The 23,722-nt window shown below is 72.7% G+C and carries 18 protein-coding genes; 10 read left to right on the plus strand and 8 right to left on the minus strand.

Going from position 1 to position 23,722, the window contains the following annotated elements:
* Positions 1-334: 334 nt before the first annotated feature.
* The 4 genes from M2163_RS09790 (at position 335) to M2163_RS09805 (ending at position 6,121) form a co-directional block, all read left to right on the plus strand.
* Entirely contained in the window at positions 335-1,183 is an 849-nt protein-coding gene (locus M2163_RS09790) for an MIP/aquaporin family protein (protein ID WP_280893753.1), read from the plus strand.
* A gap of 62 nt (positions 1,184-1,245) precedes the next feature.
* Positions 1,246-2,763: a glycerol kinase GlpK gene (glpK, locus tag M2163_RS09795; RefSeq protein WP_280853184.1), complete on the plus strand. Its 1,518-nt coding sequence runs from the start codon at positions 1,246-1,248 to the stop codon at positions 2,761-2,763.
* Between the two features lie 90 nt (positions 2,764-2,853).
* Positions 2,854-4,566, plus strand: a complete 1,713-nt coding sequence (locus tag M2163_RS09800; RefSeq protein ID WP_280893754.1) for a glycerol-3-phosphate dehydrogenase/oxidase — start codon at positions 2,854-2,856, stop codon at positions 4,564-4,566.
* A 166-nt stretch (positions 4,567-4,732) separates the two neighbouring features.
* Complete coding sequence (locus tag M2163_RS09805) at positions 4,733-6,121, plus strand: MFS transporter (protein WP_280893755.1); 1,389 nt, start codon at positions 4,733-4,735, stop codon at positions 6,119-6,121.
* A 59-nt stretch (positions 6,122-6,180) separates the two neighbouring features.
* Here M2163_RS09805 and M2163_RS09810 read toward each other — a convergent pair whose 3' ends face one another.
* The 4 genes from M2163_RS09810 to lnt all read right to left on the minus strand — a co-directional run bounded on the left by M2163_RS09810 (position 6,181) and on the right by lnt (position 11,151).
* The gene (locus M2163_RS09810) at positions 6,181-8,100 is read right to left on the minus strand and encodes a GAF domain-containing protein (RefSeq protein WP_280893756.1); all 1,920 of its coding nucleotides are present in this window, start codon (positions 8,098-8,100) and stop codon (positions 6,181-6,183) included.
* A gap of 66 nt (positions 8,101-8,166) precedes the next feature.
* On the minus strand, positions 8,167-8,967 hold the full coding sequence (locus tag M2163_RS09815; protein ID WP_280853180.1) for a 3-hydroxybutyrate dehydrogenase: 801 nt from the start codon (positions 8,965-8,967) through the stop codon (positions 8,167-8,169).
* Between the two features lie 54 nt (positions 8,968-9,021).
* Positions 9,022-9,501, minus strand: a complete 480-nt coding sequence (locus M2163_RS09820; protein ID WP_280853179.1) for an NUDIX domain-containing protein — start codon at positions 9,499-9,501, stop codon at positions 9,022-9,024.
* 9 nt (positions 9,502-9,510) lie between these two features.
* The gene (lnt, locus tag M2163_RS09825; protein ID WP_280893757.1) at positions 9,511-11,151 is read right to left on the minus strand and encodes an apolipoprotein N-acyltransferase; all 1,641 of its coding nucleotides are present in this window, start codon (positions 11,149-11,151) and stop codon (positions 9,511-9,513) included.
* 238 nt (positions 11,152-11,389) lie between these two features.
* Between lnt and M2163_RS09830 the strand changes: the two genes are divergently transcribed.
* Entirely contained in the window at positions 11,390-12,409 is a 1,020-nt protein-coding gene (locus M2163_RS09830) for an O-antigen ligase family protein (RefSeq protein ID WP_280893758.1), read from the plus strand.
* Between the two features lie 15 nt (positions 12,410-12,424).
* Here M2163_RS09830 and M2163_RS09835 read toward each other — a convergent pair whose 3' ends face one another.
* Positions 12,425-12,970: a hypothetical protein gene (locus M2163_RS09835; protein ID WP_280893759.1), complete on the minus strand. Its 546-nt coding sequence runs from the start codon at positions 12,968-12,970 to the stop codon at positions 12,425-12,427.
* 88 nt (positions 12,971-13,058) lie between these two features.
* A complete protein-coding gene (locus M2163_RS09840) occupies positions 13,059-13,847 on the minus strand; it encodes an aspartate/glutamate racemase family protein (RefSeq protein ID WP_280853175.1) in 789 nt (262 codons plus the stop codon).
* A gap of 39 nt (positions 13,848-13,886) precedes the next feature.
* Between M2163_RS09840 and M2163_RS09845 the strand changes: the two genes are divergently transcribed.
* Positions 13,887-15,083: a glycosyltransferase gene (locus M2163_RS09845; RefSeq protein ID WP_280893760.1), complete on the plus strand. Its 1,197-nt coding sequence runs from the start codon at positions 13,887-13,889 to the stop codon at positions 15,081-15,083.
* Positions 15,084-15,087: 4 nt separating this feature from the next.
* Here the strand turns inward: M2163_RS09845 and M2163_RS09850 are convergent, their stop codons facing one another.
* Positions 15,088-16,293, minus strand: coding sequence for a TerD family protein (locus M2163_RS09850; protein WP_280897242.1), 1,206 nt, complete (start codon positions 16,291-16,293; stop codon positions 15,088-15,090).
* 297 nt (positions 16,294-16,590) lie between these two features.
* On the opposite strand from M2163_RS09850, the gene M2163_RS09855 reads away from it, so the two are divergent.
* The 4 genes from M2163_RS09855 (at position 16,591) to M2163_RS09870 (ending at position 21,276) form a co-directional block, all read left to right on the plus strand.
* A complete protein-coding gene (locus M2163_RS09855; RefSeq protein ID WP_280893761.1) occupies positions 16,591-17,031 on the plus strand; it encodes a DUF6643 family protein in 441 nt (146 codons plus the stop codon).
* 40 nt (positions 17,032-17,071) lie between these two features.
* The gene (locus tag M2163_RS09860) at positions 17,072-17,893 is read left to right on the plus strand and encodes an MOSC N-terminal beta barrel domain-containing protein (RefSeq protein ID WP_280893762.1); all 822 of its coding nucleotides are present in this window, start codon (positions 17,072-17,074) and stop codon (positions 17,891-17,893) included.
* A 230-nt stretch (positions 17,894-18,123) separates the two neighbouring features.
* Positions 18,124-18,729: a hypothetical protein gene (locus tag M2163_RS09865; RefSeq protein WP_280853171.1), complete on the plus strand. Its 606-nt coding sequence runs from the start codon at positions 18,124-18,126 to the stop codon at positions 18,727-18,729.
* Positions 18,730-18,840: 111 nt separating this feature from the next.
* Positions 18,841-21,276, plus strand: coding sequence for a right-handed parallel beta-helix repeat-containing protein (locus tag M2163_RS09870; RefSeq protein WP_280893763.1), 2,436 nt, complete (start codon positions 18,841-18,843; stop codon positions 21,274-21,276).
* On the opposite strand, the gene M2163_RS09875 is transcribed toward M2163_RS09870, so the two are convergent.
* Positions 21,246-23,582: a hypothetical protein gene (locus M2163_RS09875; RefSeq protein ID WP_280853169.1), complete on the minus strand. Its 2,337-nt coding sequence runs from the start codon at positions 23,580-23,582 to the stop codon at positions 21,246-21,248. The two genes, M2163_RS09870 and M2163_RS09875, sit on opposite strands and share 31 nt — an antisense overlap.
* Between the last annotated feature and the right edge of the window lie 140 nt (positions 23,583-23,722).

The following is a 23,722-nucleotide window of genomic DNA, read 5'->3' on the forward strand; positions in this document are numbered from 1 at the left end:
CCCCCGCCGCAGGACCGGCGAGCTTCTTGGCCCACAGCAGAGCGGTGGTGCCGACGGACAGGAGACGCCACGTGTCCGGGGCGGCCGACCACCGGCAGCCATGGTGGACCCGACCGGATTGCACCGGGTACCTACCGCCCACGCGCCGGCCGGCTGTGACGATCAAGGACAGCTCCCGGCGGAGCGCGGCCGTCCGTCCGCACGGGTGCGTCCCCGTCCTGGCAGCGGGCGATATCGCCCCGCACGCGCATGACTCCGGCCGGTCCTACAATCGTTTCTGGATGACTCGGGGCAGTCGACGGCCGACCCTGGGGTCGGCGGGAAGCGGGCACCCATGGCTGAGCGACTCAAGAGATCAGGACTGCTCGGCGAGCTTTCTGCGGAGTTCGCCGGCACGATGATCCTCATCCTCTTCGGTTGTGGCGTGGTGGCTCAGGTGGTCGCCGGCGGGGCCCTCACGACACCGCCGGGCGGCCTGGGAAACCACGACAGCATCGCCTGGGCCTGGGGCCTCGGCGTCACCCTCGGTGTGTACGTCGCGGCGAGGCTGAGCGGTGCGCACCTCAATCCCGCGGTGACCCTCGCGCTGGCGGCGTTCAAGGGCTTCCCGTGGAGCAAAGTGGCTCCCTACGCGCTGGCCCAGACAGCCGGCGCCTTCGTGGCAGCCCTGATCGTCCGGTGGAACTACACCGAGGCGCTGGCGAAGGCGGATCCCACCCACACGATCAAGACGCAGGGCGTCTTCTCCACGCTGCCCGCCAACGGCAACCCGAACCTGCCGGTCAGCGACTGGGGCGCATTCCGCGACCAGATCATCGGCACCGCGATCCTGCTGCTGCTGATCCTGGCGGTCACGGACCTGCTCAACACGCCCCCCGGAGCCAACCTGGCGCCGTTCATCGTCGGTCTGATCGTCGTGGCCATCGGTATGGCCTGGGGCACCAACGCCGGTTACGCGATCAACCCGGCACGCGACTTCGGTCCCCGGCTGGCCAGCTTCTTCACCGGGTACGGCGGAGCGTGGCGAGATCAGTACGGGCACCTCTACTTCTGGGTGCCGATCGTCGGTCCGGTGATCGGAGGTCTGCTGGGAGCGGGCCTGTACAAGGTCTTCATCGGCCGGTTCCTGCCGACCGCCGAGCCGGAGCCCCCCGGCCGGGTCCCGGCCCCGGACGAGAACTGACCGGCTCCCGGGGCTGCCGTGTTCCGGCCGCCCCGGGAGAGCCCAAGGAGAGGCGGCACCCCATGGCGGACTTCGTCGGCGCGGTGGACCAAGGAACCACCAGCACCCGTTTCATGATCTTCGACCATTCCGGCAACGAGGTGGCGAGGCACCAGCTGGAGCACTCACAGATCCTTCCGCGCTCGGGATGGGTCGAACACGACCCGGTGGAGATCTGGGAGCGCACCAACTCGGTGATCCAGAACGCGCTGCGGCACGGAAACCTCTCCCCGGAGGACCTGGCGGCCATCGGCATCACCAACCAACGGGAGACGACCGTCGTCTGGGACCCGCGCAACGGCCGCCCCTACTACAACGCCATCGTCTGGCAGGACACCCGTACCGATTCCATCGCGGCGGCGCTGGACCGCTCCGGCCAGGGTGACGTCATCCGCCGCAAGGCAGGGCTGCCGCCGGCCACGTACTTCTCCGGTGGCAAGATCCAGTGGATCCTGGAGAACGTCGACGGAGTCCGCGAGGCGGCCGAGCAGGGCCATGCCCTCTTCGGCAACACCGACGCCTGGGTGCTGTGGAACCTCACCGGCGGCCCCGACGGCGGCGTCCACGCCACTGACGTGACCAACGCCAGCCGCACCATGCTGATGGACCTGGAGACCCTCGACTGGGACGACGAGTTGCTGGGCTTCTTCGGCGTGCCCCGGGCGATGCTGCCGACCATCAACCCGTCCTCCCACCGGGAGGCGTTCGGACAGACGCGTACGTCCCGGCCGCTGCGGGCGGCCATCCCCGTCACCGGTGTGCTCGGCGACCAGCAGGCGGCCACCGTCGGGCAGGTCTGCTACGCGCCCGGCGAAGCCAAGAACACCTACGGCACCGGCAACTTCCTGGTGCTCAACACCGGCACGGAACTGGTGCGGTCCCAGCACGGCCTGCTGACCACCGTGGCGTACCAGTTCGGCGACAGCCCGGCGATCTACGCACTCGAAGGTTCCATCGCCGTCACGGGGTCCGCGGTGCAATGGCTGCGCGACCAGCTGAAGATCATCAACGATGCCGCGGAGAGCGAACGCCTGGCGCTCACCGTCGAGGACAATGGCGGGATCTACTTCGTCCCCGCCTTCTCCGGCCTGTTCGCCCCGTACTGGCGTTCCGACGCCCGCGGCGCGATCGTCGGCCTCGCCCGGTACAACGACAACGGCCACCTGGCGCGGGCCGCCCTGGAGGCCATCTGCTACCAGAGCCGCGACGTGGTGGAAGCCATGGAGCAGGACTCCGGCGTCCACCTCGACGTGCTCAAGGTCGACGGCGGCGTGACGGCCAACGACCTGTGCATGCAGATCCAGGCCGACGTCCTCGGCGTCCCGGTCAGCCGCCCCGTCGTCGCCGAGACCACCGCGCTCGGCGCCGCCTACGCCGCCGGTCTGGCCACCGGTTTCTGGCAGGACACGGACGAACTGCGCACCCACTGGCAGGAGTCCAAGCGCTGGGAGCCCCAGTGGTCCGAGGAACAGCGCGCGGAAGGATACGCGGGCTGGAAGAAGGCGGTGGAGCGCACGCTCGACTGGGCCAAGGTCGAATAGGAGCCGCAGCCCCCGGTTCCGGCCGGGGGCGACCGAGCGGTCCCGCCCGAGCCGTGTGCGCGGCCGCACCCGCTGCACGAGGAGGAGACCATGGCGAACCCGGTGGCTCTCTCGCCCGGCGCACGCAGGGAGGCCCTCGTCCGGCTGGGGGAGGGCGAGCTCGACGTCCTCGTCGTCGGGGGCGGGGTGGTCGGTGCCGGCGCGGCTCTCGACGCGGCCACCCGTGGCCTGCGAGTCGGCCTCGTCGAAGCCCGGGACTGGGCGTCGGGCACGTCCAGCCGCTCCAGCAAGCTCATCCACGGCGGCCTGCGCTACCTGGAGATGCTGGACTTCCGTCTCGTCGCCGAGGCCCTGAAGGAGCGCGGACTCCTGCTTCGGGTCCTGGCCCCTCATCTGGTGCGTCCGGTCCCGTTCCTCTACCCGCTGCAACACCGGATCCGGGAGCGTCCTTACGTCGGCGCCGGCGTGCTGCTGTACGACACCATGGCCGCGGCCTCCGGTACCTCCAGCGGTCTGCCCCACCACCGCCACCTGCTCAAACGCCGGGCCCTGCGTGAGGCGCCCGCGCTGCGCTCCGACTCCCTGGTCGGCGCGATCCAGTACTGGGACGCCCAGGTCGACGACGCCCGGCACACTCTGTTCCTCGCCCGCACGGCCGTCGCCTACGGAGCGCTGGCCGCGAACCGCACCCGGGTGAGCCGCTTCCTGCGGCAGGGCGAGCGGGTGGTGGGAGCCGCCGTCACGGACCTGGAGACCGGCGACGAGACAGAGGTGCGGGCCAAGCAGGTCATCAACGCGACCGGCGTGTGGACCGACGACACCCAGGCCCTCGCCGGTACGCGCGGCCAGTTCCACGTCCGCGCCTCCAAGGGCGTACACCTGCTGGTCCCCCGTGACCGTATCAACTCCCGCACCGGGCTCATCCTCCGCACCGAGAAGAGCGTGCTGTTCGTGATCCCCTGGGGGCGGCACTGGATCATCGGGACCACCGACACCGACTGGACACTCGACAAGGCCCATCCCGCCCTCAGCTCCAAGGACGTCACCTACCTGCTGGAGCACGTCAACAGCGTCCTGGCCACGCCTCTGGTCCCGGAGGACGTCGAAGGCGTCTACGCCGGTCTGCGTCCCCTCCTGTCGGGCGAGGCCGCGGAAACCAGCAAGCTGTCACGGGAGCACCTGGTCGCACACCCGGTGCCCGGTCTCGTCGTGGTGGCCGGCGGCAAGTACACGACCTATCGGGTGATGGCCAAGGACGCGGTCGACGAGGCGGTCCGCGGCCTGGACGAGAAGGTGCCCGACTGCGTCACGCAACGCGTTCCCCTGCTCGGCGCCGACGGCTACCCGGCCCTCTGGAACTCCCGTCACAACCTCGCCGAGAGCTCCGGGCTCCATGTCGCCCGCATCGAGCACCTGTTGAACCGCTACGGCTCCCTGGTGCACGAACTGCTCGCCATGGTCGCAGCCGACCCCTCGCTCGGCGAGCCGTTGCCGAGCTCCGACGACTACCTGCGCGTCGAGGCCGTGTACGCGGTGACCCATGAGGGTGCCCGCCACCTGGAGGACGTGCTCGCCCGACGTACGCGGATCTCCATCGAGTCCTGGGACCGCGGTGTGGACGCGGCGCGGACCGTCGTGGACCTGATGGCGCCGCACCTGGGATGGGACCGGGCGCACCGGGACCGTGAGGTCGACCACTACCTGAAGCGGGTGGCCGCCGAACGCGAGGCCCAGCAGCAGCCGGACGACCGGACCGCCGACGCGGTACGGCTCGGCGCCCCCGACATCAGCCCGGTGCACTGAGTGCGGCGACGAAGCCCGGCCAGCGCCGATGCACGAGCCGTCATGGTGCCCGCACGCATAGCCAACCCTCTAACTATGTTGGCCCGACACATGTGCGCCTGACGTGCGGATTCCTACGGTGTGGCGATACCCGAACGTCCCCGTCACACCCCAGGAAGTGGTGCCGATGTCGTCGCCCGCCCCCGCTCCGCCGGCCCCGAACAACCTCAAGCGCATCGTCGCCGCCTCGCTCATCGGCACCACCATCGAGTGGTACGACTTCTTCCTCTACGGCTCCGCGGCCGCCCTGGTCTTCAACAAGCTGTTCTTCCCCGACTCCGACCCGCTCGTCGGCACGCTGCTGTCCTTCCTGACGTACGCCGTCGGATTCGCCGCCCGTCCGCTCGGCGCCCTGGTGTTCGGGCACTACGGTGACCGGCTCGGGCGTAAGAAGCTGCTGGTCCTGAGCCTGCTGCTGATGGGCGGGGCGACGTTCGCGATCGGTCTGCTGCCGACGCACGCGACCGTCGGCACGGCCGCTCCCGTGCTGCTGACGGTGCTGCGCCTGGTCCAGGGCTTCGCGCTCGGCGGGGAGTGGGGCGGAGCCGTACTGCTCGTGTCCGAGCACGGGGACGCGCGGCGGCGCGGCTTCTGGGCCTCGTGGCCGCAGACCGGCGCACCGGCCGGGCAGCTCCTCGCCACCGGTGTGCTGTCCCTGCTGACCGCCGTGCTGTCGGACGCCGCCTTCGGCAGCTGGGGCTGGCGGATCCCCTTCCTGCTCTCCGGCGTCCTGGTGGTCGTCGGGCTGTGGATCCGGCTGTCCGTCGACGAATCCCCCGTGTTCCAGCAGGCGTTGGCGCAGGCGGAGGCCCGCAAGGCGGCACGGGACGGCGCGGCCGAGAAGCTGCCGCTGGTCTCCGTGCTGCGCCACCACTGGCGCGACGTACTGGTCGCGATGGGCGCACGCATGGCGGAGAACATCAGCTACTACGTCATCACCGCGTTCATCCTCGTCTACGCCACCACGTCGGCCGGGGTCTCCAAGCAGACCGCCCTCAACTCGGTGCTGATCGCATCCGCCGTGCACTTCGCGGTGATCCCCGCCTGGGGCGCCCTGTCGGACCGCGTCGGCCGGCGCCCGGTGTACCTGCTCGGCGCGGTCGGCGTCGGACTGTGGATGTTCCCGTTCTTCCGGCTCGTCGACACCGGCGGCTTCGGCAACCTGATCCTCGCGGTGACCGTCGGCCTCGTCATGCACGGCGCCATGTACGCGCCCCAGGCGGCCTTCTTCTCCGAGATGTTCGCGACCCGGATGCGGTACTCCGGTGCCTCCATCGGCGCCCAGTTCGCCTCCGTCGCGGCCGGCGCCCCGGCCCCGCTCATCGCCACCGCACTGCTCTCCGACTACGGCAGCTCCACGCCGATCGCCCTCTACGTCATCGCCGCCGCGGTGCTGACGGTGATCGCCGTCGGGGTCGCCAAGGAGACCCGGCACCGGGACCTCGCCGACATCGAACCGGATGCCGAGCCGGCGCCGGCTGCCGCGTCCCCCGCGGCGGACGCCCGGACCGTCTAAGGGTCGCCGCGCGCCCGCCCGTCCCCCGTACGCCCCTGCGTACGGGGGACGGGGGCGTGTCAGGGGCGTGTCTGCGCGGACAACCGGTGCAGCCGCAGCGCGAGTTGGATCTCCAAGGCGCGGGCCGGGCTCTGCCAGTCCTCGCCCAGCAGGCGGCCCACCCGCTCCAGGCGCTGGGCCACGGTGTTCACATGGACGTGCAGTTCGTCCTTGGTGCGGGCCGGGCTCATCCCGCAGGCGAAGTAGGCGTCGAGGGTGTGCAGCAGATCGGTGCCCCGGCGGTCGTCGTAGGCGACCACCTGGCCGATGGTGCGCTCCACGAAGCCCGCGATGTCCCGGTCCCCGGCCAGGAGCAGTCCCAGGAACCCGAAGTCCTCGGCCGCGGCTCCGTCCCCCGAGCGGCCCAGGAGGCGCAGCGCGTCGAGGCACCGGCGGCTCTCCCGGTAGGCGGCGGCCACGGCGTCCAGGTGCACGGCGAGGTCGCGGACCGGGGCCGAGGCACCGACGGTCACCGCCTCGTGGACGGCCGTGCCGAGGTGCCCCGCGGTGCGGCGGGCCAGGTCGGTGGCCGTGTCCCCGGCCGCCAGGGGCAGCAGCAGGACCGTACCGCCGTCGCGGGCGGCGGCCAGGCCGTGCCGCGTGGCGGCGAGGTGGGAGGCCGCGGACCACAGCCGTCTGCGGGCGGCCGCCTCCTGGTCGGCGTCGGCCGCGGGTCCGTCGAGACGGGCGGCCAGCACGACGTGGGTGGCGTCGAGGTCGGCGTCCAGCCGGGCGGCCCGCTCGCGCAGCAGCCGGGGGTCGCGGTCACGGGCGTCGAGCAGGTCGTCCAGGAGTTCGCCGCGCACCCGCTGCTCCGCCTCGGAGGCCGACCGTCTGGCCAGCAGGAGCAGTGAGGTGACCATCGCGGCGCGCTCCAGGGTGCGCTGGTCGACGGGGTCGAGCCCCGGGTGGCCGCGCAGGACGAGCGCTCCCAGGAGCTCGCCACCGGCGGCGACGGCGGCGATCCAGTCGTCGCCGTGCCGCACGGCGTGGCCTTCGGCCCGGGATGCCTCCAGGGCCTCGGTGGGCGCCCTCTCGGCGAACTCGACCGTGCCGTCGAGGACCTCGGAGACCGCGGCCGCCACGTCGTGCACCCCACCGCCGCGCAGCACGAGTTCGGCCAGCCGGTCATGGACGTCGGAGGCGCGCTCGATGACACCGCTGCGGTCCCGGATGATCTCGTTGGCCCGCTCCAGCTCGGTCAGGGCCGAGCGGGTCTCGGTGAGGAGGTTCGCGGTGTCGATGGCGGCCGCGGCCAGTGCGGCGAAGGATCCGAGCAGCGCGATCTGCTCCCGCTCGAAGACCCGGGCCCGCCGGTCCGCCGCGAACAGCACGCCGATGACGTGGTCGCCCAGGGTCAGCGGCACGCCGAGGATGGCGACCAGGCCCTCGTCCCGTACGCCGGAGTCGATGGTGAGGGTGTGCTGGAAGCGGTCGTCCTTGAAGTAGTCGTCGGTGACGTAGGGGCGGGCGGTCTGGGCGACGAGTCCGCCGAGCCCCTCGCCCATCCCGAGCCTCAGCTGCTGGAAGCGGGCGGCGACCGAGCCCTCGGTGACCCGCATGTAGGTGTCGCCGCGCACCGGGTCGTTCAGGCTGAGGTAGGCCACGTCCGTGCCGAGCAGGGAGCGGGCGCGCTGCACGATGGCCCGCAGCACCGCGTCCAGGTCCCGGAGCCCGGCCAGGTCGTGGGCGGTCTCGAAGAGGGCGGACAGCTCGGCCTCCCGCCTGCGCCGGCCTTCCAGCTCGGAGCGCACGCGCAGGGCGACCGCCTTGGCCGCCTCCAGCGCGGCAATCCGCTCGGCGGGCCTTCCCTCGGCGCGGGCGATCAGCACCGGCTGCTCGTAGGCGTCGGCGGAAGCGCCCCTGGCCAGCAGTTCGAGGAAGGGGGCCTCGGCACTGCCGGTGGGGCGCTCGACGGACTGCGTGTGATCGCTGGACATGCCCACAGGATTGCTCATCGCACGCTCACCCCGTCAGGCCTGTGGAAAACTCCGGTCCGGTGCCGGTCAGTGCGCGGTCCAGCCGCCGTCGAGGACGAGTGACGTGCCGGTGACGAAGGCGGTGTGCGGGCCGCACAGATAGGCCACGGCCTCGGCGACCTCCTCCGGCTCGATGAGCCGCTTGAGCGCGCTGTCCTGGAGCAGCACCTCGGACACCACCCGCTCCTCGGGGATGCCGTGCGCCCGGGACTGGTCGGTGATCTGCCGCTCGACCAGTGGGGTGCGCACATAGGCGGGGTTCACACAGTTCGAGGTCACGCCGTGGGGGGCGCCTTCGAGGGCGGCCGTCTTGGACAAGCCCTCCAGACCGTGTTTGGCGGCCACATAGGCGGCCTTGTAGGGCGAGGCGCGCAGCCCGTGCACCGAGGACACGTTGACGATCCGCCCCCACCCCTGGCCGTACATGTGCGGCAGGGCTCCGCGGATCAGGCGGAACGGTGCCTCCAGCATCACGGTGAGCACCGTGTGGAACACCTCGGGCGGGAACTCCTCGATGGGGCGCACCAGTTGGATGCCGGCGTTGTTGACGAGGACGTCGGTGCCCGCGGCGGCGTGCTCCGCGGCGTCCAGGTCGGTGAGGTCGAGGACGCGCGGCTCGACGGTGCCCGCCAGTCCCGCGGCGCGCTCGGTGAGCGCCTCCAGACCGGCGGCGTCCCGGTCGACCGCTCTCACCTTGGCCCCGGCGGCAGCCAGCCGCAGCGCGCAGGCGCGGCCGATGCCGCCGGCGGCGCCGGTGACGAGGGCGGTGCGACCGCCGAGGTCGAGTGTGGGGGCGTGGGGGCCCGGGAGGGCGCTGCTGCCGGTCATGCTCCGACCCTAGGCAGCGCCCGACCCCAGCCCCATATGGTCACACCCCATACTTCATTCGGAAGTCGTAGGGTCAAACCATGTGGGTGCGTCCATCAGCGCCTGCTTGATCCGCTGCATCCCGAACTCGTTCAGCTCCGGCAGCGCGTCCACCGCGAACCATCCCACCTCGAGGGACTCGTCGTCGTTCACCCGGGCCTCGCCGCCGACGGCCCGGCAGCGGAACGAGATGTCCATGTACTGGCAGGTGTCGCCGTTCTCGTACGTCACGGGGCGCAGCGCCTGGACCACGACGACCCGCTCGACGACGCAGCGCACGCCCGTCTCCTCCTCGACCTCGCGCACGGCGCAGGCCGCGGGCTGCTCCCCCGGTTCCGGGATGCCGCCGAGCAGCGACCACTTGCCGTTGTCCGAGCGGCGGTTGAGCAGCACCCTGCCCTCGTCGTCCAGGACGACGGCGCTGACGCCGGGCAGCCAGAGGAGGTCGTGGCCGATGGAACGCCGCAGGGTGCGGATGAAGTCAGGAGTAGCCATGCACCGACCCTAACGGCCGCCTTCACGGCTCAAGCGATCTTCCCGGTCGGCGCGACGCCTGCGTACGCCCGCACCGATCGCCCAGCCGAGCCCGCCCGCCGCGACCAGCACCAGGGCCGTCTCGGGCAGGGTGCCGAGGCGGGTCGCCGGGGTCTGCGTCGACCTCAGCGGCACCTTCTGCACCAGCGAGTCGGCCACGAACATGCCCGTCCTCTGGGTGATCCTGCCGTCCGGCATGATGATCGCGCTGACGCCGCTGGTCACCGGCACGGTCACGGTCCGGCTGTGCTCCACGGCACGCACCCGGGACATGGCGAGCTGCTGGTAGGTCATCTCGCTGCGGTCGAAGGTCGCGTTGTTGCTCGGCACCGAGATGAGCTGCGCGCCGTCGGTGACCTCGGAGCGCACGGCCCAGTCGAACGCGGCCTCGTAGCAGGTGACCAGGCCGACCTCGGCATTGGCCATCCGGAAGACTCCCGGCTCGGTGCCCCGGCTGAAGTCCTGGCGGACCATGGAGGTCCAGTTCTTGTTGATCGCGCCGACGAGCCCCCGCAGCGGGAGGTACTCACCGAACGGCTGGATCTGCCGCTTGTCGTAGGTGTCGGTGGGGCCCTTGACCGGGTCCCACAGGATCTGCTCGTTGTAGAGCTTGCCGTCCCGCTCGACGACGCCGCCGACGGAGATCGGGGCGTCGATGGCCTTGGCCGCCCGCTCGATGGCCACGGCCGCCTCCGCGTCCGTGAAGGGGTCGACGTCGGAGGAGTTCTCCGGCCACAGCACGATGTCGGGCTTGGCGATCGTGCCGGCCTTCACCTCGGCGGCCAGCCGCTCGGTCTCGCGCGCGTGGTACTCGAGCACCGCCCGCCGCTGGGCGTTGAAGTCCAGCCCCGCGCGCGGCACGTTGCCCTGGATGGCGGCGACGGTCACGGTGCCGTCCTCGGCCCTGTCGCTCACCAGCGTCCGGGCGGCGAGCGCCCCGACCACGGGCACGGCCACGCTCAAGAGGGCCACGGCCGCGGCCGGACGCCGTACGGCCCCGGTCCCGCGCCGCTCCACGAGCAGCCGCACGGTCTCGTACAGGCCGAAGCCGCACAGGACGACGGCGAAGCCCAGCACGGGCGTCCCGCCCACCGCGGCGAGCGGCAGGAAGACCCCGTCGGCCTGACCGAACGCGATCTTGCCCCAGGGGAAGCCGTTGAACGGCGCACGCGCGCGTGCCGCTTCTCCCGCGATCCACACGGCGGCCGCCCACACCGGCGAGCCGGGCAGCTTCGAGACGGCGGCGATGCCCACGCCGACCAGCGCGACGAAGATCGCCTCGATCGCCACCAGGGCGAGCCAGGGCCCGGGACCGACCTCGACGCCGGTCCACACCAGCAGCGGCAGCAGGAAGCCGAGGCCGAAGAGATAGCCGAGACCGAGCGCCGCCTTCCAGCCACGGCCGCGCAGCACCCAGCCGAGGACGGCGAAGGCGGGCAGGGCCAGCCACCACAGGGTGCGGGGCGGGAAACTGACGTAGAGCAGCACTCCGGAGAGCGCCGCTGCGGCGGCCGGGACGAGTCGGCGGAGCCGGAGGGCCCAGCGGGAGGCGGGCGCGGACTGCGGTTCCAGCCGGTCCGACTCGTCCACGGAAGTTGCGGTGACGGTCACTCCGGGAGTGTACGGCGGTTGACCTCGGCGTCCACAGCGCGGTCCGCCAGGTGACCCGGGCGCCGCTCACGCCTCCCCGCCGCGTGGATCCCGCGCAACTCGTCCACAAATCGCCCATCAGCGGTTACGGTGTGCCGGAGTCCTCGTCGTACGGGCCGACAGCGTCCGGGCGGCAGGGGCCACAGGTCGGGGGACCGGGGTTGCGGGGGGCGGGGTGGGTTCCACGGGAGTGACATCTGTGGCCGGTGCCGACGCGGACGGCGACAGACGAAACGTTTCCGACGTGGTGGGCGTCCTGGTGCTCGGCGCCTGTGCCGCCTGGTCGCTGATCACCGCGGCCGCACACGGCGGACGCCCGGAGGGCGTGCTGCTCGCCCTGCTGGCCGTCGCCGCGGGGTACGCCGCCGGCCGCATCTCGGGGGCGCTGGTGCCGGTCGCCGCCCCGTGCGCCGCCGCACTGGCCGGACTGGGCCTGACGATGGGGCTCCCCCGTCTCGCGCCCGGACCGGAGATCGTCGGTCCGCTCGGGCACGCGGGCGCCACCGCCGCTCTGCTGACGCTCGCCACGGGTGCCGCGTGCTGCGCCGCCTGGACCACCGGCTCTCCTGTCGCGCGCGTCCTGCTGCGGCTGCTGGCCGTCGGCATCGCGGTGGCATCGGCCGCACTGGGCTCGGTGTCCGGTCTGGTCACCTGTACCGCGGTGCTGTTGTGCTCGCTCGCCGCGGGCCGGATGCGCCACCGCGGTCCCGGCATCGCCGGTCTCGCCCTCGCCGCGACCACGGTGACCGGCCTGACCTGGGCGGTGGCCGGGGACGCGGTACCGGACGGGCTCGCCGAGTCGCTGCGCGGCCGGCTCACCCCGCACCGGATCGGTCTGTGGCACGACGCCCTCCACCTGGCCCGCCAGGACACCGCCCTCGGCGTGGGTCCGGGCCGCTTCGGGGAGCTCAGCACGACGGCGGCCCAGTCCCTGCCGCCCGACGGCAAACCGCACTCGGCACCGCTTCAGATGGCCGCCGAGCAGGGCGTGACCGGGGTGCTGCTGCTGGCGGCGGCCTTCTGCTGGCTGCTGTACGCGCTGTGGCGCTCCCCCCGCCCCACGCCGGTCGTCCTCACCGCGGGCGCGGCCCTGACGGCGCTGGCGGCGATCGCCGCGGTCGGCAACGCGCTGAGCTTCACGATGGTGTCGGTGGGCGTCGGGTTCCTGGCGGGCCTGACGACGGCCCACCCCCTGGCCGACGAGGCGCTCCACAGGTGAGCGACCGCCCCGGTCTCAGCGTCGCGGGCCCGATGCCCCGGGCCGCAGCCGGTCGCGGATGATGCGTACGGCGGCCTCCGCGTCGTCCACGGTGACCGTGAACGTGTGGCCGTCCCACAGCTGCAGGACCACGCCCTCACCACGGCGTACGACGACGGCGGTGCCCTTCTCGGGCCGCCAGCGGTAGCCCCAGCCGCCCCACTGCCGGGGGGTGACGTGCGGGACGAACTCCGCTCCTGCGACATGGGCCAGCGGGATCCGGCGGCGCGGCACACCGATGTGGCCGCAGCGCACCTCCAGGGAGTCCATGTCGACCTTGAGGGCGACATGCACGAAGGCGAGCGTGAGGAAGAGGACCAGCAGCCCGGCCGCGATGCAGCCGACCACGGCCATGACCAGCGGGGCGACGCCGGAGGTCCACGCCGAGTCGACGGCGAGCTCGATGCCGAGTGCCACGATCGCGGCGCCCGCGAGCGCCAGCAGCCACTGGATCCGGTTGGAGGCGCGGCCGGTCCAGACATCGGTGTGGTGCAGGGTCTGCTCGTGGGGGTGGTCCCTCATGCCTACGAGGTTACTCAGGTTTCGCCGTGCGGGTACCTCGTCGCGCAGAGTGACTGCTCCGCGCGTGACTTTCGGCCGCCCGCGCGGGTCAGCGGGCCGGCGTGGCCGCCCTGAGGAGCCTGCCCTCCGCGTAGGACATGGCCGGCACGGGCAGCCCCGCACCCTCACGCCCGCTCAGCAGCACCGTCAGCGTGCCGGTGGCCGCGGCGTCCGGCGCGGGCCGCTCACCGATCCGGCGCAACGCCTGAGCCGCGACCGCACCGGCGGAGCCGTGCAGGACGAGCGGGGCACGACCGGGGCGCTGCACGGCGGCGCGGATGCGCTCGGCGACGAGTTCGTAGTGGGTGCAGCCCAGCACGACGGTCGTCACGTCCGCGGGGGTCAGGGCGGCGGCCGCGGCGACAGCGGCGTCGATGGCCGCCTCGTCGGCATGCTCCACCGCCTCGGCCAGGCCGTGGCACGGCACCTCGGTGGCCGGCACCCCGTCGGCGAACTCCGCGAGGAGACCGCGCTGGTACGGGCTGCCGGTGGTGGCGGGGGTCGCCCAGATGGCGAAGGGGCCGCCGGCCGCCGCGGCGGGCTTGATCGCGGGCACCGTGCCGATGACCGGCAGCTCGGGTTCGAGACGGGCGCGCAGGGCGGTCAGGGCGTGCACGGTGGCGGTGTTGCAGCCGATGATCAGGGCCTCGGGGCCGTGCGCGGCGGCGGCCTCGGCGAGGGTGAGGGCGCGCCCGACGATGTCGTCCGGGGTCCGGGGACCCCACGGCATGCCGTCGGGGTCGAGGGAGAGCACGAGATCGGCGTCGGGGCGCAGTCGCCGTACCGCGGCGGTGGCCGCCAGCAGACCGATTCCGGAGTCCAAGAGCGCGATCTTCACCCGGCCACGATAGACGATGAGCCCCTGGGGGCCGGTTCCGTGGGGCAGACTGCGCGCGTGAGCGCCATCGCGTGGACTGCCGCCGTATCCCTCGCCGCCTGGCTGTGGCTGCTGCTCTGCCAGGGCTTCTTCTGGCGCACGGACGTGAGACTCCCGCCGCAGCGGGATCCGGCGACCTGGCCCTTCGTGGCCGTGGTGGTGCCGGCCCGCGACGAGGCCGGGGTGCTGCCCGCGAGCCTTCCCTCCCTGCTGGCCCAGGAGTATCCGGGGCGGGCGGAGGTCTTCCTCGTCGACGACGGCAGCACGGACGGCACCGGAGCCCTCGCACGCGACCTGGCGGGCCGGTACGGCGGACTGCCCCTGACCGTGTCCTCACCGGGGGAACCGCCCGCGGGCTGGACGGGCAAGCTGTGGGCCGTACGCCATGGCGTCGGCCTGGCACGCGCGCGTGGGCCCGAGTACCTGCTGCTGACGGACGCCGACATCGCCCACGAGCCGGACAGCCTGCGGCGGCTGGTGGCCGCCGCGCACGCCGGGGGCTTCGACCTCGTCTCGCAGATGGCGCGGCTGCGCGTGGAGAGCCTGTGGGAGCGGCTCGTGGTGCCGGCGTTCGTCTACTTCTTCGCGCAGCTCTATCCGTTCCGCCGGATCGGCAGCAGGGGTGCGCGCACGGCGGCCGCGGCGGGCGGCTGTGTGCTGCTGCGCGCCGAGACCGCCGAGCGGGCGCGGATCCCGGACGCCATCCGGCACGCCGTCATCGACGACGTGGCCCTCGCGCGGGCCGTCAAGGGCGGCGGCGGCCACATCTGGCTGGGCCTGGCGGAACGGGTGGACAGTGTGCGCCCCTACCCCCGGCTGCACGACCTGTGGCGCATGGTGTCGCGCAGCGCCTACGCCCAGCTCCGCCACAACCCCCTGGTGCTGTTCGGAACCGTCCTCGGACTCGCGCTGGTCTACCTGGTGCCACCGGTCGCCGTCGTCACGGGAGCGGCGGCGGGGAGTGCGGCGACCGTGGTGCCCGGTGCTCTCGCGTGGCTGGTCATGACGGGCACGTACGTCCCGATGCTCCGCTACTACCGGCAGCCGCTGTGGCTCGCTCCCCTGCTGCCGTTCACCGCGTTCCTCTACCTCCTCATGACGGTCGACTCGGCGGTGCAGCACTACCGAGGGCGCGGCGCGGCCTGGAAGGGCCGCACCTACACGCGCCCGGACGCCGTCGTCGGCGAGGAGCACTGAGGTCTCACTTGCGCCCCGGTGTCCAGTTCATGCCCCAGCCGTAGACCTGGTCCACCGTCCGCTGCGGACTCACCCCGCGCTCGGGCACCAGGTAGCGGGCCTCGCGCTGGACGACCAGGTCGTCGCCGGTACTGGTGATCAGGGCCAGCGCGCACACCGTGGAGGGCACCGTGCACTCGTCGAGGGAGAAGTCGATCGGGGCGCCGTGCTGCGGCTGGAGGGTGACCGTGGCGTGCAGGTCGGCGAAGGAGCGCGCGCCCTCGTAGATGGTGACGAAGACGAGGATGCGCCGGAAGTCCCGCTTGTGGTCGAGGTTGACGGTGAGGTTCTCGCCGTTCGCGACGGCACCGGTGCGGTCGTCGCCGTCGAGGTGGATGTACGGCGGCTGGTGCAGGGCTCCATAGGCGTTGCCCAGCGCCTGGACGACTCCCTTGCGGCCGTCGGTGAGTTCGTACAGGGCGCACAGGTCGAGGTCGAGGTCGGCGTGCATGGCCACCGCGCGGCCGCGTTTGCTGCCCCAGCCCGAGAACTGTTTGCGCACCTGCCAGTTGAGGTTCACGCGCATCGCGCCCGAGGTGCCGCCCTGTTTGGCGAGGGAGACGGACGGAGCCGACTTGGTCAACGTGACCTTGGAAAGACGGACCGGTTGCGCAGCGGGGGTGGGCGGGGGCGCGACAGGTGCCGCCGGCTGGGGTTCGTCGACGGTGATACCGAAGTCCGTTGCCAGCCCTTCCAGTCCGCTGTCGTAGCCCTGACCGACGGCACGGAATTTCCACGCGCCCTGACGCCGATAGAACTCCCCGAGTACGAAAGCGGTTTCTACGGTCGCTCCCGCACTGTCGAACCGCGCTGCCACCGTTCCCCGCGCCGCATCCCGCACCTCGATGTAAAGATCCGGGATACGCGCGAAGGTCCCGCCGTCCGCGGAAGCGGCGAGGACGACGGTCTCCACGGACGGCTCCACGCGTGCGAGATCGACGAGCAGGGTGTCGGTCACCCGGCCCGCGTCGGTGCGTTTGCCCTCGTGGCGGACGGCCCCGGAGGCATGCTGCGGCTGGTTGTAGAAGACGAAGTCGGCGTCCGAACGGACCTTTCCGCCGACGAGGAGCAGGGCCGACGCGTCCGCGTCGGGGACTCCGGGGCCGGTGCGCCAGCCCAATTCGACGCGCAGTGCCGTCGTGGGCACCGGAGCGTTCGCACCTTTCGACATTGACATGTCCGCCCCCATCGGGTGTCGGCAGGCCAGGACGCGCCCCGGCGGCCCTTCGAGTTCTACCCGCTCAACCTATTCCTCCGGGACAGCGAACTCCCATCCCGCGTACAGGAAGATCGCCGGCCAACCCCCGGTAACCCCCTTGGAACTCGGCCTTTACAAGGATGGGACCTGGATTGGCGTCCTTTTTTGCCGAGTTCGCTCGCATTGGGGATCCCACACCACTGCCGACACGGAAAACAACCCTCTTATCGGTCTCCCCAACCAGCACATCGTGGGCTTAACTTATGTGCCATGACCTCCCCCCGCTCCACTTATGGCGGCGGCTACTACTCCGCCTCCTTCCCGGACACTCCGATCTACGACTCACTCGTGGCCGAGCGGGGCACCCCGCAGATCGCCCCGATCCGGGTCCCGGCCGCGTACGACGTCCCGGCCAGCCATCTGCCGGCGCTCCCGTCCGCACTGCCCGCTCTCCCCGCGGGCCCCTCCCACTCCTCCTACGGCTACCCGCAGGCGCAGCAGCCCTCCCCGCTGCAGCAGGCCCCCGGCGCCTACATCCCGCAGCAGGCCGCCGCGCCCCGCGGGTACCCAGGTCCGCAGCAGCAGCGACCGGTCGGCCCCGGCATGGGCATGGGCACGGGCTACGAGGCGATGCGCCCCGCGGCTCCCCGGCCCGCTCCGGCGGCCCCCTACCAGGACCCGTACAACAACCAGCAGTACCGCGGGTACTGATTCCTCCCGGGCTGTCGGTGCCACCTGGCACGATGGCCCCATGGGGAATACGCAACTGCTGTCGATCCATGTCCATCCGGTCAAGGCGTTCCGGGCTGTGCCGCTCCGGGAGGCCGATGTGGAGCCCTGGGGGCTGACCGGTGACCGGCGCTGGGCGCTGGTCGACGACGGGGGAAAGGTCGTCACCCAGCGACAGCAGCCACGCCTCGCGCTCGCCGCCGCCGAGCTCATGCCCGGCGGCGTCGTGCTGTCCGCGCCCGGCACGGACCCGCTGACCGTGGCGGTCCCCGAGCCGGGCGAGACCGTCACGCTGGACCTCTTCGGGGACAAGGTGGAGGGGGTGCCCGCCGACGCGGCCGCGCACGCGTGGTGCAGCGAGTACCTCGGCGCTCCGACCCGCCTGGTCCACATGGACGACCCCGCCACCCGCCGCCCGGTCGAACCCGAGTACGCGCTGCCGGGCGAGACCGTCACCTTCGCCGACGGATACCCGCTGCTGCTCACCTCAGCGGCCTCCCTCGACGCCCTCAACTCCCTGATCGCCGAGGGCGATCACGCCTCCGAGGGCCCTCTGCCCATGAACCGCTTCCGGCCCAACGTCGTCGTGGGCGGCGCGGAGGCCTGGGCCGAGGACGACTGGTCGCTCATCGCCATCGGGGACGTCACCTTCCGGGTCGCCAAGATGTGCGGGCGGTGCGTGGTGACCACCACCGACCAGGACCGGGCCGTGCGCGGCAAGGAGCCCCTGCACAGCCTGGGCCGGCACCGCCGCTTCGGCAGCAAGCTCGTCTTCGGACAGAACCTGGTGCCCCGCTCCCCCGGCACGATCCGGGTCGGCGACCCGGTGACGGTCCTCGAATAGGCCGTGGACGCAGGGCCGGAGACCGGCACGGCGGCCGACGGACAGAGCTCCGCCAAAGATCCGTCCCGTCCAGGGCCGCGGGAACACCACGCGGGGGCACGCACGTTGGGGCTTTCATGAGGAGTTCATGAGAGGACCCGGCCGCAGGTGATTTCGCTCTCTCTTCGGCCGGTCCCGCACGTGAACGACTCCGTCGGGGGTTATCACGGAGCGGGAAGGGGGTGCGGACGGTGCGAGCGATCAGTGGACTGTGGCGTTGGCGGCGCAACCCGCTGCGCCGCGCGACCGACCTGGCCGAGGCCTGGCTCGGCCTTGTGGCCCTGCTGCTGATCCTGGTCGTCGGACCGGTCGTCGGCGCGGCCACCGGGCACGCGGCCCAGGGCGCGTTGCAGCAGTCGGTCCGTGAGCAGCACGAGACCCGCCGGCTGGTGACGGCGACCGTGATCCGCCCGCTGGACCGTTCGCCGCTGGACGCCGACCCCGAGGCCGCCTCCGGGCGGGATCTGCGCACCCGGGTGGTGGCCGACTGGACCGCACCGGACGGCACTTCACGTCACGGCACGGTCATGGCCGCTCTCGAAACCCCGCACCGCGGCGACCGGTTCACGCTCTGGACGGACCTGCACGGCCGCACGGCGGCCCGGCCGCTGGACTCCGCGACCGCCACCACCCATGCCGTTCTCGCGGGCATCGGGGCGGCCCTGCTGACCGGGGGTCTCATCGAGGGCGGCAGGCGGCTCGCCGTCTGGCGCATGGTCCGTGGCCGGTACACCCGTTGGGACCAGGCCTGGGACCGCGCGGGCCCGGACTGGGGCCGGACCGGCACCGGCAGCTGACGGCCTCACGGCTCTGGTCAACCCACCACCCGCGCGCACGCTACGGTGGACCGGCCGAGGTTCCTCGGCAGCACAAACCCGCGTACTACGAGGTGGGGGCACGGCAACGCCATGGCACAGGGCACGGTCCAGGTGACGCACACCGGCACATCGCGGTGGCGGCGCCGCACGGGTGAGTACGCGTCGCTCGCCGCAGCCCTGGAGGCCGCGGCGGACGGGGACGTCCTCACCATCGCGCCCGGCACCTACCGGGAGAACCTCGTCGTGCAGCGGTCGGTGACCCTGCGCGGGCCCGAGGGTTCGCCCGGCTCCGTGCGGATCGCGCCCGTGGACGGCGTGCCGCTGACCGTGCGTGCCTCCGCCGTGGTGCAGGACCTCCATGTGGAGGGCCAGGACGCGGCGGCACCCGCCCTGCTCGTCGAGGAGGGCACGCCCGAGCTCGCCGACATCCGGGTCGTCACCCGTTCCGCGGCCGGCATAGAGGTCCGCGGCGGCGCCCGCCCGACCGTGCGGCGCTGCACCGTCGACAACCCGGCCGGCATCGGCATCGCCGTACTGGACGGTGCGGGCGGGGTGTTCGAGGAGTGCGAGATCGTGGCGGCCGGCCAGTCCGGCGTCGCGGTGCGCGGCGGCGCCCACCCTCGCCTGGAGCGCTGCCGCATCCACCACACCGCGGGCGCGGGACTGGCGGCCACCGGCGAGAACTCCGCGCTGGAGGCCGTGGGTTGCGAGGTCTACGAGGTCCGCGGCAGCGGCGTCCAGATCACCGGCCGGGCCACCGCGCACCTCACCGACTGCGATGTGCACCGCACCACCGCCGACGGCGTCACGCTCGACACCGACGCGGTGCTGACCCTGGCCGACTGCCGGATCCACGACATCCCGGAGAACGCGGTCGACCTGCGCTCCCGGTCCGTGCTCACCCTGACCCGCACGACGGTCCGTCAGTTCGGGCGCAACGGCCTGTCGGTGTGGGATCCGGGCACCCGCGTGGACGCCAACCAGTGCGAGATCTTCGACAGCACGGGCGACTACCCGGCCGTGTGGGTCAGTGACGGCGCCACCGCCGTACTGGACTCCTGCCGGGTGCACGACGTGCCGGACGCCCTGTTCGTCCTGGACCGGGGCTCGCGCGCGGACGTCGTCGACAGCGACATCTCGCAGGTGCGCAACACCGCCGTCTCGGTGAGCGACGGGGCCACCGCGCAGCTCGACGACTGCCGGATCCGGGACGCGGCGACCGGCGCCTGGTTCCGCGACCACGGCAGCGGCGGCACCCTCAACAGCTGCACGGTGGACGGCACCCAGACCGGTGTGATCGTCACCAAGGGCGCCGACCCCACGATCGAGCGCTGCACGGTCGACTCCCCCGCGGAAGCGGGCTTCTACGTGTCGGCGGGCGGCCGCGGCAGCTTCCTGAACTGCCGGGTGACGGGCAGCGGCGGGTACGGCTTCCATGTGATAGACGGCTGCCGTACGACCCTCAGGAAGTGCCGCACGGAGCGTTGCGCGCGTGGGGGCTACGAGTTCGCGGACGCCCCGGACGCGGCCGCCGGAGCCGGTCCCGTCGTCGAGGACTGCACGAGCGACGAGAGCGGCGGCGTCACCCCGCCCGCGGCGCGGGAGACGGCCGTTCAGACCGAGGTCCGCTCCCCCGGTCTGCTGGGTTCGATCCCCGGGCAGCGTGCCGCCGAGCAGGAACCGCCGGCCGCCCACGTCGTGCCGGAGCAGCCCGCGCGCACGTCCAAGGACGTCCTGGGCGAACTCGACGCCCTGGTGGGTCTGGACAGCGTCAAGCGGGAGGTGCGGGCGCTCACCGACATGATCGAGGTGGGCCGGCGCCGCCAGCAGGCGGGTCTGAAGGCCGCGTCCGTCAAGCGCCACCTGGTCTTCACCGGCTCCCCGGGCACCGGCAAGACCACGGTCGCCCGGCTCTACGGCGAGATCCTCGCCTCCCTCGGTGTCCTGGAGAAGGGGCATCTGGTCGAGGTGTCCCGTGTCGACCTGGTCGGTGAGCACATCGGTTCCACGGCGATCCGCACCCAGGAGGCCTTCGACAGGGCGCGCGGCGGAGTGCTGTTCATCGACGAGGCGTACGCGCTGTCGCCGGAGGACTCGGGCCGGGACTTCGGCAAGGAGGCCATCGACACGCTGGTGAAGCTGATGGAGGACCACCGGGACGCGGTCGTGGTGATCGTCGCGGGCTACACCGCCGAGATGGAGCGGTTCCTGTCGGTCAACCCGGGTGTGGCGTCCCGTTTCTCACGGACCATCACCTTCAGCGACTACAACCCCGAGGAACTGCTCAGCATCGTGGAGCAGCAGGCCGAGGAGCACGAGTACAGGCTGGCGCCGGGCGCCGCGGAGGCCCTGCTGAGGTATTTCACCGCGCTGCCCAAGGGCCCCGCCTTCGGCAACGGCCGTACCGCACGCCAGACCTTCGAGGCGATGGTGGAGCGGCACGCGAGCCGGGTCGCCCAGGTGGACGACCCGACCACGGACGATCTGACCCTGCTCTACGCCGAGGATCTGCCCGGGTCGTCCTGAGAGCGCGGCCCGGGGACGTCCGGCTGGAGCCGGCCCAGCAGTCTCGCCCGCTCCTCGGCGAAGACCGGGTCGGCCTGGTAGTCGGAGTGGCCGAGGATCGGCGCGGGCAGCGGGTGCTGCTCGGTGCGGCCGTAGGCGAGCGGATCCTTGAGGGGCTCCCGGTCCACCTCCGGTCCGCAGTCGCCGGGCAGCCGGACCGGGCCGCCGATCGGGTCGGTGAGCCGGTGGAGGTTGCGCCAGCAGTCCACGTCGTGGTGCAGGGCGGTGAGCGCGGCCGGGCCGAAGTGGGCCGGGAACCAGCGGCCGTACAGGCGCTCCAGCGGGGAGCCGTAGGTGAGCAGGGCGACCCTCCCGCGGACCGAGGGCTCCAGCTGCCAGGCCGCGGCGGCCGCCAGCACGCTGCCCTGGGAGTGTCCGGAGATGACCAGGCGTCCGCGCGTGGCGCGGACCCAGGTCGCGATCCGCCAGGTCAGGTCCGGTACCGCGCGCTCGGCGTAGCAGGGCGGGGCGAAGGGGTGGGCGGCGCGCGGCCAGAAGGTGCCCACGTCCCAGAGGATGCCGATGGTCCGGCGTGCCGAGGGGTCCTTGTAGGCGCGGCGGCCCCAGGTGACGAACAGCAGGAAGCCGAGGCCGATCAGCCAGGAGCCGAGGGCCTGCGCGGTGTCGGCGGCGCTCTGCACGAAGGCGTACGCCCCCTCGGCGGCCCTGGCCGGGGTCTTGTGGGAGGTGAGGGCGCCGACGAGGGCGCCGGCGCCGAGGAGCAGGGTGCTGGCCGACGTCACGCCGAGCAGGCGGGGTCCCCGGTCCGTGAGCGCCGCCATCGCGCGGGTGCGGGCGATGCGGCGGGTGCGTGCCGCGTCCTTGGGCTCCCCGGGGTACTCGCTCTCGACGGTGCCCAGTTGGGCCCGGCCGGAGCGCCAGGTGCGGCGGCCGAGCCAGGCGCAGTGGCCCAGCACCACGAGGAGGACCAGCGGGATCACGGATGCCTGCCAGGTCAGCAGGACCGGCGGGCCGGGGATGGTGGCACCGGTGCCGTCCAGCCAGTCCGCCACGCGCTGCGAGACGCCGCCGGACATCACGCCGCCCAGGGCGCAGGCCAGCGTCGCGACGGCGGGTCCGGCCAGGCCGCGCATCGCGGCGCGCGGGTCGGGATGCGTGCGGTACAGCAGGTGGGCGACCAGGGCCAGGGCGACGACCAGGAGGCCCTGCACGAAGGCGATGCCGCCGAAGGTGGCGTCCCCGGACAGCCGGCCGTGCGACTGCCACCCCGGCCGCTCCCACCCGGCGTACACCGCGGCGAGGGCGAGCAGGAGCAGCGCGGCGAGCGGGAGGCGCCGTACCAGATGCTCGTCGAGCTGCCGGTCGAGGTACCTCTCGCTGCGGCCGCGGCGGCACACCACCCAGACGACGGCGACCGCGGAGGCGACGAGACCGGCCTGCAGGAGCCGGCCGAGCGTGTCGAGGAGGGCGGGGCCGCCCGGGGCGCGGTCGTGGCGGGCCGCCATGGAGCTGACCGCGGCGGCGATCGTCAGCAGGCCCGCGGCGGTGTGCGCGGCCCGAAGGCGGGCGACCAGTCGGCGGCCGTACCAGAAGCCGGGCCGGCCGAGCGCGGTGCGGCCGGGGTCCTCCTCGGGCTCGCCGGGGCGGGACATGGGCTGCTGGGACTCGTAGGCGCTCCAGGTGCGGTGGGACAGGTACCAGAGCAGGCCGGTCAGCGCGGCCGGGACCAGGGCGGCGAGGGCGAGGCGGCGGCCCGGCCTGCTCCACCAGCCGCCGTCCGACACGTCGGGCGACAGGAAGCCGAGCCAGGTGTGCGACTCGGCGCACGCGCGCGTGCCCGCGCACTGCCAGGCCGCGAGGTCCAGGGCGACCTCGCAGGCGGCGGCGACCAGCAGGACGGTCAGGGTCAGGCCGGCGAGCCGTACCAGCAGGCCGTAGAGACGCACGGTCCGTTTGCGGCCGCGTGCCGTGGGACGCATCCAGTGGGCGAGGTTGACCACCATGAACGGCAGCAACAGCAGCCACAGGGCGCGGGTGCCGTTGCCTGAAGTGAGGTTGCACCAGACGTACGCCTCGGGCACCGGTCCGGTGCGGGCGTCGCGTGGTCTCTTCTCGGCGTCGACGTCGTCGGCGCGCCGGAAGACGGCCGCGATGTCGTCGCCGGTGATCCGCACCGTGCGCGGATCGTCGAGCATCTTCTCCGGCGTGGTGCCGCCCACTCCGTGGACCAGGAGTTCCAGGGCGGTTCCGGATTCGTCGGGCCGGGCGGTCGAGCCGTCCGCTCCCGTGGTCGTGACTCGTTCCACTGTTCTCGCACTTCCCCCGTGACGCGCCGTCGGCATCTGTCCGTGCGGGCACCAGGATCTCCTCTCGGCGCGTCGCGCACACCACTCGTCACGGAATCTCCCCGATCCGGTCGTGGGCGCGGGCCCGGCTGTCGCCCCGG

The organism is Streptomyces sp. SAI-135 (assembly GCF_029893805.1).
Taxonomy (GTDB): Bacteria; Actinomycetota; Actinomycetes; order Streptomycetales; family Streptomycetaceae; genus Streptomyces.